Annotated in this window: 5 protein-coding genes; 3 read left to right on the forward strand and 2 right to left on the reverse strand. The window is 54.2% G+C overall.

The features are described from left to right. Positions 1-9 precede the first annotated feature (9 nt). The 3 genes from AC0JZ1_RS16770 (at position 10) to AC0JZ1_RS16780 (ending at position 2,673) form a co-directional block, all read left to right on the forward strand. Positions 10-690 carry an HAD family hydrolase gene (locus tag AC0JZ1_RS16770; RefSeq protein WP_471883591.1) on the forward strand — a complete coding sequence of 227 codons (681 nt, stop codon included), beginning with the start codon at positions 10-12 and terminating at the stop codon, positions 688-690. A 49-nt stretch (positions 691-739) separates the two neighbouring features. After that, positions 740-1,513 (forward strand): sulfite exporter TauE/SafE family protein, encoded by a 774-nt coding sequence (locus tag AC0JZ1_RS16775; protein WP_471883592.1) that lies wholly within the window; start codon positions 740-742, stop codon positions 1,511-1,513. 104 nt (positions 1,514-1,617) lie between these two features. After that, positions 1,618-2,673 carry a polysaccharide deacetylase family protein gene (locus tag AC0JZ1_RS16780; RefSeq protein WP_471883593.1) on the forward strand — a complete coding sequence of 352 codons (1,056 nt, stop codon included), beginning with the start codon at positions 1,618-1,620 and terminating at the stop codon, positions 2,671-2,673. Here the strand turns inward: AC0JZ1_RS16780 and AC0JZ1_RS16785 are convergent. Both AC0JZ1_RS16785 and AC0JZ1_RS16790 read right to left on the reverse strand, forming a co-directional pair. Then, a complete protein-coding gene (locus AC0JZ1_RS16785; protein WP_471883594.1) occupies positions 2,660-3,427 on the reverse strand; it encodes a 4'-phosphopantetheinyl transferase family protein in 768 nt (255 codons plus the stop codon). The two genes, AC0JZ1_RS16780 and AC0JZ1_RS16785, sit on opposite strands and share 14 nt — an antisense overlap. 220 nt (positions 3,428-3,647) lie before the next feature. After that, complete coding sequence (locus AC0JZ1_RS16790) at positions 3,648-16,079, reverse strand: T1SS-143 repeat domain-containing protein (protein WP_471883595.1); 12,432 nt, start codon at positions 16,077-16,079, stop codon at positions 3,648-3,650. Positions 16,080-16,120 lie beyond the last annotated feature (41 nt).

The following is a 16,120-nucleotide window of genomic DNA, read 5'->3' on the forward strand; positions in this document are numbered from 1 at the left end:
CAGAAAATCATGTTCAAGCTTCCTCGCCAGCCTAAGGCCGTCATCTTCGATATGGACGGCCTGCTGCTCGACACCGAGATCCTGCACCGCCAATCCATCATATCCGCCGCCGGTACGCTTAATCTACCCATCGGCCCCTCAATTTATGAGGGAATGCTTGGCCGGCCTTGGGTCAGCATTGCCGAGCTTCTTCGCGAGCATTACGGTGATGAATTCGATGCTGATGCGTTTCGTCAGATTTGGATCGACCACTTTCACGTTTTGGCTGAAGAGAGGCTTTCGCCCAAGCCTGGCGCTCTTGAAATGTTGGAGCTGATGGAAGCCTTGGGCGTACCTCGGGCTTTGTGCACATCCTCCGCGCATTTTCAGGTTGATCATCATCTGGGAAAGCTGGGCATCAAAAGCAGCTTTACACACATCCTTGCCCATGGCGATTACGAGCGCGGCAAACCGCACCCTGATCCTTATCTGGCAGCAGCTAAGCGCCTGGGCGTCGACCCTGCCGACTGCCTGGCGCTGGAAGATTCCTTTAACGGCATTCGAAGCGCTTCCGCCGCTGGGACTATGGCTGTGATGGTTCCGGATATGCTTCAGCCGACTGATGAAATTCGCGCTCTTTGTACGCTTGTAGTGGACAGTCTGCATATCTGCTGCGACTGGTTCAAGGAAAGCGTCACCAAAACAGCTTGAAGTTTCGCGCGATTAGCCGTGATCTGAGTTTTCCAAAGGTGTTTCGGCGATGTTTCCTTCGTTTTCAGATTTACTTGCGTCGTACTCAACGCAACAGCTTGTTTTCCTTATCATTGCAGCATTGGTCGGAGGCTTGGCGCGCGGCTTTTCAGGTTTTGGCGGAGCGCTTATCTTTGTGCCGCTGGCGGGTGCCGTGGCAGATCCTAAGATCGCCCCTCCATTGCTCCTCATTATCGATGGGATCATGACACTGGGTCTACTGCCTGATGCCATTCGACGTTCGAACAAGAGCGAGGTGGGTGTGGTTGTCATGGGTGCTCTGGTCGGCGTTCCGGTTGGAACCGTTCTTCTGGCCTTCGCACCCCCTATTGTGCTTCGCTGGTCCATTGCAGCAATCGTGTTTGGCCTCCTGATTTTCCTGATCAGCGGCTGGCGCTATAACGGACGTCCTACGCATGTTTTGAGTGTCACCACCGGCCTCGTTGCCGGGGTTTTTGGAGGTGTAGCGCAGCTTTCAGGTCCGCCTGTCGTTGCCTATTGGCTCGGTGGAGCAATTCCGGCCGCGCGCGTAAGAGCAAACCTCGTCACCTATTTTGCGATATCAACAATTATAACCACGATGTCCTATCTTGGGGCGGGCCTTCTGACTGGCAGGACGTTGCTGTTGGCCCTTCTCGTCGGCCCCGGCTACGGTATTGGAATTTATTTCGGTTCACGGATGTTTGGCCTCGCCTCGGATGTCACATTCCGTCGCATATGCTTTGCTCTCATCGCGGGTGCCGGGCTTGTCAGCCTGCCTGTTCTGGACGGTTTGATAAGGTAATCACAACTAGCGCCAGTTCGCCGCACGCTTTAGGAGTGATTAAGACTGGCTTGTTATCCTACTCCCCGGGTAGCGTCGGGCCGGGATAGGAAAGTCAGTCTGGTATGAGTGGAGCTTTCGGTGGCCTGTGGCGCAGACGCGTCAAACGCGGCCTCATTTCAGGCGGCCTGAAGACTGCCAATATCATCTCTAAATTAGGCGCTATGCCTGCGGCGCGCGGCTTTGGCGCTATATTCACGCTCCATCATGTGCGGCCACATCGGCCACAGATTGTCGAACCCAATGCGCATCTGGAAATCACCCCCGAATTTCTGGATGCGGCCATCCTCCAGTTGGCAGATCAAGGCTATGAGTTCTTGGCATTGGAAGATATTCCCAAGCGCCTATGCCAAGACACTTCTCGCCCATTTGCCTGTTTCACGCTGGATGATGGTTACAGGAATAATCGTCAGTATGCACTGCCGGTATTTGAGCGGCACGGAGTTCCTTTCACGATTTTTGTCACCAAAGGTTTTGCAGAGAGAACGCACACGATCTGGTGGGAGACGGTTGCCAAGCTTCTAGCGAATGTGGATGAGCTTGAATTCGACTTCGGTGAGGGCCGTGAGCACATTGACCTGCGAACGCCGCTCAACAAGCTGAACGGGTTTGATCGCTTCGCGCGCTTCGTAGAGCATGGAGATGAGGCGGAAAAAGTCGCGGCTCTTGATAATGCAGTACAGAGCCTGGGCATTGAGCCGCTGGACATTACAGCTGACTTGACGATGGATACGCAGGAACTCGTTGAGCTTTCCAGACACTCTCTCGTGTCATTAGGCGGCCACACGATCAGCCATCGTGCACTAGCACGGCTTTCCGCGTCCGCAGCGATGCATGAGATGCAACACTCCATCAATTGGCTGGAAAACGTGACGGGTGAACGTCCCTGCACCTTCGCCTATCCTTACGGAAATTCGATTTCGGTTTCGGAGAGGGAAGAACAAATTTCCAGAGAGCTGGGTATGCGGGTGGCGGTTACGACCCAGCCCGGGACAATTTGCGAACATTCAAAACTGCGGCCAACTGTCTTGCCGCGTATTTCGCTGAACGGTTACTTCCAGAAGGCACAATATGTTTCTGCTCTGGCCTCCGGCATACCGTTCTCACTCATGCGTAGGTGAAAATATACTCATCAAACTGAGGCAAGCTCCATCGGCAAAGCACATCCAGTTCCGAGCTGTCTAAATGTGCGGCAATTGCCATTCTGTGGCTTGATGTCGGCGCAAACTGCCGAAACTGCCATGTTGCCTTACGATTCTCAGGCTCCGAAGCAAATATGATCTGTGGATAGTCTCCACCAAGCTCAAACCAGAAATCGGTCAGAGGCATTGAGAGACCTATACCTTTTGCCTTGATAAAAGCCTCCTTCAATGTCCAGTAGTCAAAGAAGCGTTTCAGACACTCCTGCGAAGATAATGATGTTAGGCTAGCCCTCTCCTGCTTCGCTAAGACGCTCCTTGCCAGGGTCAGGGAATCAATCTCGTGCCTGATCCGCTCAACATCCAGGCCGATGGTAAAGCCTTGAGAGAACGCGCAAGCGATAAGGCCATCCGTATGAGACAGATTGAACTGGATATGCACAAATGGCGAATTCGCGATGTGAGGTTTCCCATATTCATTATAGGCAAAGCGCCATGCTTCCGCTTGCTCTCCCGTGTATCTTGCGAGGCAGGTCCGCACCAAAGCTCGTGCCGCAATAAATTGCGTTCTGGCGTGTTCTACCTTGAAACGCTGCGCACGTTCCCTTTCCTCAAGAGATAACAGCTTCTGACAATTCGATAATAGGTCGGTTGAAACCGCCGACAAATCCAGAAGCCAAACATGCACCTGACCGAGGGACGGAAGCGCCTCGCCTAGTTCGCCAACACTTCTCATGACTATCAAAATTTCAAAAGCGATACATCGACTGACTTCAACAGCTAAAGACGGATCTGTTTAGTCACCCAGATCCTCCTCCTAAAGCGCAAACTGTCAACCCAATAGCTCGATGAGAAGAATTGAACGTCATCCCGCTTGCCAAATAACGCAAAAACCCGCCGGATACCCGGCGGGCTTGGTCAGAAGAGGAGCCTTTGGCCCCTCACCTTTGCAAAGTTTAGCTGTGGATGTTGATGCTGTCGTGCTTGTCGTCGAACAGTATTTTCACGGCTGTCGTATGATCCTGCAGAACCGCAACATCCTTCCAGTTGTCACCGCCCGTGTTCACGCTCAGCGTAGTGTTGCTGCCATCGGTGACCGCACGCACTGCTGAAGCTGCGCTCTCCGCATTGAGCTCTGGTCCAAGGATCTTGTCCAGGAGCGCCGATACATCAACCGCATCCCCCTGTTCGGAGCGATAATCGGTAATGACGTCGGCCACATCCATCTCATGCAAAGCAGACGCATCGAACACGAAGGTGTCAGCACCGGCACCACCTGTCATAATCGAATGGCCGGAGCCCGCATTCAGAACGTCATTGCCATCGGTACCGAAGATCTCGGTGGAGAACTTGTCTTCACCAAATACGGTGTCGAAGCCCATTTCCACGAGATCACCATGCGAACCATCGGTGAAGGTGAAGCTACCATGCGCCAGCACATCCTGACCGTCGATAGTATCTCCGCCAGCCGTGGAAGCAAGCGAGATGCTTTCCACGCCGTGAGAGGCAAGTGAGGAAACCTCGCCAGTATCACTCACGCCATTGTGGTTCGCATCTTCCCAGATCGAAAGTTTGGAGAAGGCGTCGTCCTTGGCGTCGATCTTGCCATCACCATTGCTGTCGAGCGTAGCGAGTGCCGCCAGACCGCCAGCATGGTTGCCACCTGCGAAGCTCGGCGTGAAAATTTCCGAGCCGTTATCGATCTTCCCGTTTCCGTTCACATCGAAAGCCAGAATGCCGTTCTTGCTGGTCCAAGCGACCTGATCCGCTTTTCCATCGGCATTGATGTCGAAGGACACGCCGTCATGCGCACCAGAGAAATGGAAGCCGGTGTGATGAAGATCGAGAACAATCGGATCTGCGCCCGTCACAGGCTTGATGGAGTATGATTTACCATCTGCAATGATCTCCACTGATTTAATTATTGAATTCCCGTTACTCGATACGAGATCTTTCAAAGTATAGATAGCGACGAAGTGGTTGCTTCCGGTCGGATCGACTTTCACGATGAGGTCAGTGCCGTTGTTCACGACCTTAACAAAATTTTCGATGCGATCATTTTTGCTCAGGTTGAGGAGAGTCGACAGATCGATTTTATCAGACGTTCTATAATCGAAGATTATGTCGGCGTTTTCAGGAGACGCGGCCTCAGTATCCCAAGCAAATACGTCATTACCATCACCACCAGAAAGTCGATCCTTGCCGGCACCGCCAATGATAAGATCGTCGCCACTGCCGCCGCTTAAATAATCATCGCCGGTGCCACCGACAAGAATATCGCTTTTGCTGCCGCCCCAGATTGTGTCGTTTCCGGCACCGCCAAGAAGAACATCATTTCCTTGGAAGGGGTCGTCGTTCCCATGTCCATATATGGTATCGTTTCCGGAACCACCATCGATGAAATCGCTATTGCCACCACCGACAAGAACGTCGTCTCCGCCCATACCGTAAATCGCGTCATCGCCTTCACGTCCGTTTAGAGAGTTTTCTTTCAGGTCCGAACCAATCAATACATCGTCGGTCGTGCCAGCTACCTTCAAGCCACCATTAACCTGAACGACCATGCCAGCGGTTACCGCGCTGAACGAAACATAGGTGCTGGAAGAGACACCGCCCTCAGTCGCAGTTACCTTGTAGATATAGAGACCAGCCTCGTTCGGCCACAACTCGCTTGAAACCCCATGCGAAGGATCGCCGGTGACCTTCCCATCCTTGCCGAAATTCAGCCAGCCCGTCGACCAATTATTGGACACTTTCTGGAAGTCGAATTCTGCATTTTTTGTCAATCCTGTGAACAGAGACGCAGCATCGAAGTTCAGTGTCCACGGTGTCTTACCGTCTTCCGTGTACACATATCGACCTACAGGCGAGGTATTTTCATTGACCTCTGGCCGCATGATATCCGTCGCGCCGTTGATGGTGACCGTAACATCCTTGGAGGTGCCATCGATGGTCTTAACCGTGAATGTGTCAGACAGCGTCTTGCCTGAGTTCAGTGCCTCGACATCTTTGTTGTTGTTGTCGAGCTTATAGGTCCACTGGCCATTCTCTGTGATGGAGAACGAACCATATTTAGTCGCTACGTTGCCGACTGCCTGCCATTTATCCGTGTCGTCACGATCAATTGACGTCAGTTGGCCAGTCACCGTATCGGAAACGACGCTGGTCTTGGTAGACTCGGTCACGGAACCGTTTGCGGTACCGGTAATCATTGCCGGATCATTGGTTGCCGTGAGGTTGATGCTCAGCGTCTGCTTTGCCGTCGCGCCAGATTGATCGCGAACGGTCAGCTCAAAGCTTTCCGACGCGCCAGCCTTCAGCGCCTGAATAGCAGCGTTGTTCGGATCGTACTTATAGTCTCCCGAAGTACTATTCAGATAAAGCGTACCATAAGTGCCGGTCTTCACCAGGTTGAAGCCTTCAGCACCCGTCACAGATTTGCCGTCTGTCACGGAATATACAAGCACGCTTCCCGCATCCCGGTCAGTACCTACCAGCTTCCCGGTCTGCGGGAGGAAGGTGTCATTTGCAGCAGTGTCTTGGAGCGTGATCGGAGAGATAACACCAAGTGTAGGCGTATCGTTGGCACCATCGACGACCACTGTCAGTGTCTGGACTGCGGCCACACCATGTTCATCAGTCACAGCGAGCGTGAAGAGCTCACTCTTGCTAGATGTCAGCGCCTGAATGGCGACTGCGTTCGGCACGTATTCGTACTGGCCAGTGATGCTGTTGAGGTAGAGTTTACCATATAGCCCTTCCCTGACCACGTCGAATTTAGATGAATCTGCCGAAGTCTTGCCGCCATCAACACTGAACTTAAGCAAAGCGCCAGCATCGACATCATTTGCGACCAACTGACCAGTTTGGGCTGGCAGCCTGTCGTCTGCGGCCGTGTCCTGGAAGGTCAGCGTGTTAACCGGCTGCAGCGTCGGTGCATCATTGCTGCCTGTGATATTGATCGTTAGGCTCGCTGTGGACGTCATGCCAGCGTGGTCTGTTACCGTGTACGTAAAGACTTCCGCTGCCTTGTCGCCCTGGTTCAACCCATCGCTCTTGGCCGCATCCAGTTTATAGGTGTAAAATCCACCCGACATGATGAAGAGTTTGCCATAAGTTCCTACAAGCTCTGTTCCTGTAGAACTTACGGGCGTTGCAGCATTGAACGGATCGGGTGTTCCGGCAACAACATTTAGGACAACAAGCGTATCGACTATTTTCCCATTGATGTCGACGTTCCCGTCTGTATCGTTGAGGAACACATTGCCCCCGGTTTCCGGGTTGCTGTTCATTGAGTTGTTGAAGCCGCCGGCTTCAACCACGCTTTTTATATCGTCGCCGAGACTTGGTGCCACGTTGACGACGTTATCTGCAAGCATCGTATAGCCTGCAACACCATCTCTACCCGTGAATTCAAACTTTTCCACCTGGCTAGTCGAGCCAAGTAGTTTTCCGCCTTTATCATAGACGGTGTAAGACCCTTGTGCGTCGCCAGCTTGGAACTTGTAATCGATCCAAAGGCCGGAAAGGCGAACCGTATCCGATCCATCCTTGCCGCTTATCGCAAAAATTGTTCCTTTTGCTTCCGACAGGTCAATTACGTCATCACCTGCCCCACCAACTACAGAGAGAAGAGGACCAGACGCCCCTGTCGTATTCTTGACCGTCAGGGAGCTGCCGCCATCACCCAGATTGAAGTTGAAGCCCTCAACCCCGGTTGCCGTAACGTAGCCATCCCCAACCAATGCTTGGGCTACAGTTTCGGAAGGTGAGCCAACCGCAGCGCCAATGGTCAAGCCCATGGCCTGTGCACGACCACCCTCTACGACAACCCAGTCAATCCCCGCACCGCCGGACACAACGTCGCGACCATCGCCTGAAGCATAGACGAAGGTGTCGCTGCCTTCACCGCCTTCAATGCGGTCGTCGCCCGCGCCAGCTTGGATGAAATCATCGCCAGCGCCACCAGAGATGATGTCGTTACCGACGCCGCCATAAATCTCGTCGTTGCCGTCACCGCCCCAGATCGTGTCGTTACCATCTTCGCCGTAGATAATATCATTGCCGCCGAGGCCGGAGATTTTGTCATCTCCGCTACCCCCGTGCAGTTGATCGGAAGCAGCATTGGAGCCCTGAATAACGTCGTTACCCGAACCACCTTCAATGATGGTCCCCTCTACGCCGTATCCGGTGGGTAACAGGATAACGTCATTGCCGTCGGTGCCGACGATTTTTTCCAAACCGTCAAGCGTCATGCCTGATGCATTGGCACGGTCGAAAACGAAGCCGTTTGCGGTCGAATCCTTGATCAGTTGGACGGCATCAAAGCCTGTTCCGCCAATCAGGTTATCGCTTTCACCAGACAAACCGTTGATGCTGACCAGCTCGCTTGTTCCGTCTCCATGCTGGAAGAGACGATCACCAGAGCCTGTGACATCGGCAACAACCTGCAGAATGTCATTGCCGGAGCCGCCATCGAGCGTATCCGCACCCGTGCCGCCGATGAGGATATCGTTGCCTTCGCCGCCTCTCAGCACATCATTGCCAGCGCCGCCCTCAAGCGTGTCGTTACCGCCCATGCCGTTAAGTTCGTCGTCTCCGGCGCCGCCCTTGAGGACGTTGTTTTCCGTGCCGCCGTAGATCACGTCATTACCGGAACCACCGATCACATTGACGATGCCCTGGAGGCTGTCGTGGCCGACGACTTTATGGCTGTCTATATTGGACGGACGATCCATAGCTCTGTCCGAGCTCATCAGAACGCTGCCCTCCACGCCATTGCTGGAAAGGTTAATCGCCACAGGTGCAGACAGGGATTCGTAGCTCAGCGTGCCATCGGGCAGGAGAGTACCAGCCGCATCTACACGGATAGTGAAATTCTGGCTTGCGGGATCCCCATCGGCATCGGTGGCAATCGCCTTGAAAGTCAGATCGAGGAAAGGATTGCTGCCCTGCGGCGCTGTATGGTCGAGCGGCTGCAACAGATGGAAATCATAGCTCGCCGTGGACGCATCTGCCTTCAATGTCATTACAACATTGGAAGCTTCCGCATTTGCTGGCTTTGCGCCTACATAACCCACCAGCATGCCGTTGATCCAGGCGAAGTTAACAGCCTGCGAGAAGGAGCTCAAAGTCACAGCCTGCCCACGATGATCGACCACGCTCACTGGCTTGTCAGCGAAGGTCAAGGTCTTGGACGCGCCGTTATCGGCACCCCAACTCAAGCCGTTGAGGCTCTTGGTTATGGATGTCTGGCCTTCCTCGGAAATCTCGGCTCGCGTGTTCGCATTGAAGACTGGCGTATCGTCGTTGATGGTGACCTTGAAGGTGCCGTTCTGAACCTTGTCGTCACGGTTACCAGCCGCATCGCCATCGGCATCGAAGGCAACGAACTTGAAGTTGAGATCAAGATTGTTCTCGATGCTCTGCTGCACGCCTTTCACAAGTGACTCGGAATGGTCGATACCAGCCAGAAGCTTGAAGCTGTAGGATCCATTCTGGGATGTCGGATCAAGCGTGACCTTGAACACATCGATATGGCTGCCTTGCGTGCTGGCAGTCAGCACGTAGCCGCCGTTCCATGCGCCGTTTTCGCCCGTCGACTTACTGATCGTGTAGACTAGCTTCTCGCCGCCGGACGTCAAATTGCCAAGCCCCAGCTGTTCAGCCGTAACCAGACCGACAGAAAGTGCCTTACCCTCGCCAGCATTTTTGCTGCTGTCGGCAAACGCAACACTGCGACCGAATGTGTCATTGGCCGTGGTGCCCATGACATCACGATCAACACCCCACTCTATACCAAGGGATTTGCCACTGACCTCGCTTGGAGCATTGACATCGCCGGATGCGGCGTTGTCGTTGCTGCCCGCGATCTTCGGGGCACCATCTTCATCCACAACCGAGGTTTCGCTCGTGCCCAACCGAGGCGCATCGTCATTCACGACAACTTTGAAGCCACCATTGGCCGTGTCGCCATCGCTGTCTGTCGCCGTGAACTTGAAGTTCAGGCTGATATTGTCTTCGACGTTCTTGACGGGGTGATCGAGATTGCCGAGCAGCTTGAAGTCATAACGGCCGTGGTCGTCATCGCTCAGCGAAACGCTGAAGATCTTGTTGGACGGAGCTGCGGAGCCTGTCGGATTGTTGCCAACATAACCATAAAGCATGGTGCCATCGGCACTCACCCAAACCTTCACGGGCTGACCGTTAGAGTTCAGACCTTCGGCAAAAACCTCGCCATTTTTATAGCCGTCGAAGGCAACGGAACGGTTGTTGGTGCGGCCGGAGTCGTTGTCGTCTGCACCCCAATTGATGTTCAGGCTATTATTGGTCTGAACATCGCCCTGGATGTCGCCCTTGTAGTCGTGCTCGCGTTCGGTATTGCCGTAGCCGTTGAGGTTTTCCTCATCGACGCTTCTATCGGCAATAGAACCAATCGTCGGCTGGTCGTCCATGATGGTAACGCTGAACGAGCTCGTTGCAGTGTCTCCATCGGAGTCTTTGGCGACAAAGCCGAAGTCCAGCTTCATGGAGTCGCTGTTCGGCGCATGATCGATGTTGCCGTTGAGTGAGAAAGCGTAACCGCCCTTACCGTCATCTGTCAGGGTGACCGTGAAGACGACGCGTTCGCCAGCCAGCGCAACAAGGGTCTTATCGTTATCAAACACCTTGTAGGTGATCTGTTCGCCATCCGAGGTGAGCCCCATGGGAGCCTTCAGGCCGGACAGGAAACCAACGCTGCGGTCTGCTGTTCCGAAGCCATCGCGATTATCGGCACCCCAGTTGATGTCCAGCGAACCCAGCTTCACAGCGGAATCCGGGTGATCGGCAAAGAAGACATCGGCAAGGTTGAGCGGCAATGCAGCTTCGTTGACGGATTCCGCCTCTGGCGAGCCAATAAACGGTGCATCGTCATTGATGGAAATCGAAACGGAGCCATTGGCAGTGTCGCCATCGCCATCCTTGATCGTGAAGCCGAAGTCGATCTTGATATTGTCTTCCGTGTTCTTGACCGGATGATCCAGGGAACGGAGCAGATTGAACTCGAAAGCACCGCTTGCAACATCGGTGACCTTCAAGGTGAAGACCGCCTCTTTACCTGCCATCGCCGTCAGCGTGTTGGTCGAAGCGTTCCAGCTGTAGGAAAGCGATACGCCGTCAGACTTCAGAGCTGGCAGATTCTTCGTGTCGAAGGCGATAGCGCCACTGGCCGCCTGACCGTCTGTGCCGAAATTGTAGCTTAGATGCCCAGTCGCCGTGGCAGACGTCGCAGCTGCATCTCCCGCATAGGCGTTGAATGCACCGTTACCGTCCTTCAAACCGTCTTCGTCAACTGTCTGGGAAGACTGTTCCGCTCCAACCGTCGGACCGTCATCCACGATCTTGATGGCAAGCTGTGTCGAAGTAACGGCTTCCTTCATGTCGCCGTCGAAGTCAACAATCGTGACCTTGGCGAAGACACCATCAATGGTATCGATGCTATTATGGTCGTTCACGCCAGCAGCATCGACATGCTTGACCGGCTGGTATTGAACGATGGAAACCGTGCCGTCGTTGCCAATCGTCAGGGCGAAGACAGCCTTTTCGCGAGCCATACCGATGATAACACCGCTTTTCATAGTGAAAAGCTGGACCTTATCCCCAGACAGCGTGAGAACACCGGAATCTTCGCCCCTGAAGGCATTACCCTCAGCATTCACCAATGTCAGGCTGCGTGTACCTCGGCCATCTGCCCCGAAGCTGCTGGTGGCTTTCACCATGCCAACTTCGCGTGCCCAGCCAATTGCGGTGCCATAGCTCATCAGATTTTCGGGGATGGCCGATGATCTGTCATCCGAACCGATGTCCACGCCCCGTGTTTCATCGTGAATGAGTTCAGCTTTGGCAGAAATTGCAATAGAAGCCGTCGGTGCGTCGTCGTTAACGGCTACGGCAAAGGTGCCAGCATTGGTCGCATCGCCGTCCGCGTCAATCGCCTTGAAGCTGAAGGTAAGATCGATATTGTCTTCCTGGTTCTTCACAGAATGATCAAGCACATCCTTCAGATCAAAGGTGTAGCTGCCATTCTGGCTGGTCGGATCCAGTGTTACGGTAAAGACAACGCGCCCTGCGCTATCCCCTGCATTGGCTGTCAGCACGTAGCCGCCATTCCATACGCCATCCGACGTAGAAAGGCTGATGCTGTAGAAAAGTGAGTCGCCGTTGGACGTCAAATCGGCAAATTTCTGGCCGAGTAGTTCAGAAACCTTGTCACTGTCCATGTGACCGACTTCAAGAATGGCTCCGGTCGTGGCGTTGACGAAGGCAACCTGACGACCAATCGGATCGTCCACATTGCCGATCATGCCATCCGCATCCAACTTTTCGGCTTTTAAGTCGGAATCCGAACCCCAATTGATACCGAGAGACTTAGCTCCGGTAGAAGCTTCGCCTGCAGACTGAGCGTCTGTCCCTGTAGCGGCGTAGCTGTCGCCGATATTGCCGATCTCGCCCAGCTTCTCCTCATCGACGATTCCGCCCTGCGCCGTTCCGAGCGTCGGCAGATCGTCCTGCACGAAGACAGAGAAGGTATCGGTAACGGAATCGCCGTCGCTATCGGTAGCCGTGTAGCTGAAGGTCAGGCTTAATGAACTCGTGCCATTACCGTCGTTGTGATCGAGCGGCTGCAACAGATGAATGTTGTAGGAACCAATGCCTTCATTGGAGAGTGTAGCGAACAATACGATATTGCTTGCCTGCTTTCCGGCTGAAGCATCGAAACTTTCCGGTGCTTGACCTGTATAGCCGACCATCACGCCGTTGATGACCGCGAAATGCACTTCCGCGCCAGCCGACGTCAGAAGCGAGCCGCCTTCGCCTGCATGAGCTGCTTCAACCGTAACGCCTGCATCCTGCGTGAAAACCACGGAGCGGCCAGTCTTTGCGCCATCCTCAACGCGAGCATTATCAGCGCCCCAGCTAATGTTGAGAACGCCATTTCCAACGACAGGGGTCAATGATCCACCGACCTGCGGCAGCAGATTGTGCTCATTGATGCCAACATTCTCGCCGCCGAATGACTCCGGGCTGTCGTCGTTCACAGTGACAGTGAAGCTGCCATCGAGCTTGTCGCCATCGGCATCGCTCGCTGTGAACTTGAACTCGATATTGATATCGTCTTCCGTCATCGCAACCGGATGATCCAACGCACCAACGAGATTGAATACGTAAGAGCCCGCGCCCTTGTCACTGAGCGAAATCGTAAAGACGGTGTCGCCGTAGACGGGCTCAACGCCATCGCTTCCAACCGAGATCAGCTGGCGCGCTTCAAGCTTTGTCCCCGTTTCATCCAAAACATAAGCCAGAGAATAACCGGCCGACGTGAGGTTCAAACCCTCAAGGTGGGAAATGGTGGCAGGTGTGAACGCAACGCCACGATCGCCTGCGATGCCGGTCAGGCCGCCATCCACCACTTCGCGAGCGCCTTCGCCGCGGTCTGCACCCCAATTGATGTTGAGGCTGCCCTCGGACTGGTCAGAAACCTGCTTGGCATCCGGGCCTGGTTCACTGAATTCCTCACCATCCCCTTCGCGGAATACCAACTCCTTCGGGCCGGGCTCGTGAATTTCGCCGCCATTGCCACCCGGAATGAAGTCTTCATCGACATTCGAGTTGACCGGATCGGCGCTGAATGAAGGCCGATCGTCTCCGATGTTCACCGTGAACGTGCTAGATGACTGGTCGCCATCGCTATCGGTTGCTGTGTAGCCGAACTGCAGCGAAAGGGTCGCGTTGCCGGTCGCGCCATTGCCAGCGGCATGGTCCAGCACCTGCACCTGCGTGAAGGTGTAGTCACCACCCTGGCTTGCATCCGATAGCGTAACGTAGAATACCACATTGCCGCCTTCGAGGCCCCCACCAAGGGACGTGGGCTTGTTCTCGGGGCCGCCGGTATAACCTACCAGCGTACCATCTTCCAAAACGGTGGTGAAAACAGTTTGGCCGTTCGAGGTGAGAATGCTGCCATTCTCGCCTTCATGGGCTCCGGCAACCATCACAGCCGAAGAGGTAAATGCAACGCTTCGGTCGCCTGTTGTAGCGCCGGAATTGGAGTTGAACGAATCCGCACCCCAGGAAATGTTGAGCGTGCCATTGGCTACAGTTCGTAGCGCATCGGGTTGGGTGCCGGACGACAGAGCCTCATCACGCACGATGCCCTCTGCGCCTGGAACGGCAATCGGTGAATCATCGTTGACGGTTACCGTAAAGCTGCTGTTGAGCTTGTCACCATCGGCATCGCTGGCCGTGAACTTGAATTCAAGCTTGAGGTCGTCTTCTTTCGTTGTGTCGGGGTGATCCAGCGCACCGACAAGGTTGAAGACGTAAGAACCAGCCCCCTTATCACTGAGCGCTACTGTGAAGACAACATCTCCCAGTTTTGCTTCATTGCCATCGCCCGCAGGAGAAATCACCTGACGCGCTTCCAGCTTTGTTCCGGTTTCATCCAGTATGAAGGTAAGTGGGAAGCCGCCTGAGGTGAGCTTCATACCATCAAGCTGAGTGACGGTAGCAGATGTGAAGGCAACTCCGCGGTCTCCGGCGATACCAGTCAGGCCGCCGTCGGCAACTTCCCGAATGCCTTCACCCTTGTCGGCACCCCAGTTGATGTGAAGGCTGCCTTCGGAATTGGCGGAAGTAGAAGAAGCTTCTGCGCTTGCTTCACCTTCGCGCAATTCAGGCGAGGCTTCGCCGCCATTTCCGTCCTTGATGAAATCTTCATCGACACTGGAGTTATCTTGATTGGCGCTAAACGAAGGCCGGTCGTCGCCGATATTCACCGTGAAGGTGCTGGAGGCCTTGTCTCCATCGCTATCGGTGGCAGTATAACCGAACTGCAAGGAAAGGCTTGCATTGCCATTCGTGCCATCGCCAGCGGCGTGATCAAGCGGCTTGACCTGCGTGAACGTGTAGTCACCGCCCTGGCTTGCATCTGACAGAGTGACGAAGAAGACGACGTTTGCACCTTGGATCGACGTTGGCGCATTTTCCGCACTGCCGGTGTAGCCAACAAGCGTGCCGTCCTGCAGGATTACTGTAGATACAACCTCACCGTTTGAGGTTAGAACGCTGCCGTTCACACCATCATGGGCTCCGGTGACCACCACAGCCGAAGAGGTAAATGCAACGCTTCGGTCGCCCGTAGCAGCGCCAGAATTCGAATTGAAGGAATCCGCACCCCAGGAAATGTTGAGCGTGCCGTTCGCTACGGTTTGCGCGGCGTTTGGTTGAGTGCCGATTGAAAGCGCTTCGTCACGCACGATGCTTTCTGCGCCTGGAGCGGCAATTGGAGCATCGTCTGCAATATCGATACCAAAGTTGCCGGTTACGAAATCGCCATCCTTGTCTGTCACGGTGAATGTGAAGTTGAGACGCAGAAGATCGTTGAGGCCGGAGCGCAGTACGTCTGGATTATCCAGTGCCTGGAACACCTGGAAAGTGAAGGTACCTGTTTCAACATTCGTGACTGTCAGGCGGAAAACTTCAACGCCATTGGCGAAACCGGAAATACCTACGCCAGAAGCAAGAGCCTGCGTGGTGATCGGGAAACCGCCCGAGGTCAAGGCAACAGAATTGCCTGCAAGGCCAGCGGCTTCAGTCACATCACTCGCACCGGTTAATCCAATGGCAGTGACTACGCCGAAGTCCGCACCAGGTGTAAAGTTCAAACGACCCACAATAGTTTCATTGCCAACAGTTGCGTCTGACAGCGTGGCTTCAACAAAACTAAAGGGACCGGAACTGATCTGGATGGATGGCGTATCGTCAAACAGCGTGCTGTTGATGCCCGCATCTCCATCCGCCTGATCCGTCCCGGCAAGCAGGGAAGCAAGCTGGAAGTTCTCAGGTCCATTATTCTGCGGGCCATCATCGAAGTTCTGGCCATTGCTGTTTGAACCGTTGCTTGCGGAATAGGTGCCATCAGGACCCGCAGCGATGTTGATGCCGTTGTCCGTCAACGCAGCAAACAGGACCTGCTGGGGAAGCTCGACCTGATCGATAATGACAGCAGGAATGTGCGAGGCGCCGTTGACGATGACGATTTCCGTTCCGTCCGCCTGCACCAGCACAAGATTGTTTCCCTCAACCCGGATATCGTCAATCGATGTACCAGCAGGGAGGGTGACAGCGTTGTTTTGATCTGGAACAACCTGTTGAATTGCAACCTTTTGTGGAGCTGCAGCCTGTTGAGGCTGTGCGTCGCTTTGCGATGTATTGGTTTGCGCTTGCGCCACCTCGTAAGAAGTAACGTTTGCAGTATCTTGCCGATTATTCGACACAATATCAGATTCGAACTCGACGTTGGAAGCATCGTTTTCAATGACGGACACGCGCGGATCTTCAATCGACATGGTTACTCATCCCCTAAAAAACATGAGGGACTTAAAGCACA

The sequence above is a fragment of the Affinirhizobium capsici genome, assembly GCF_977018625.1.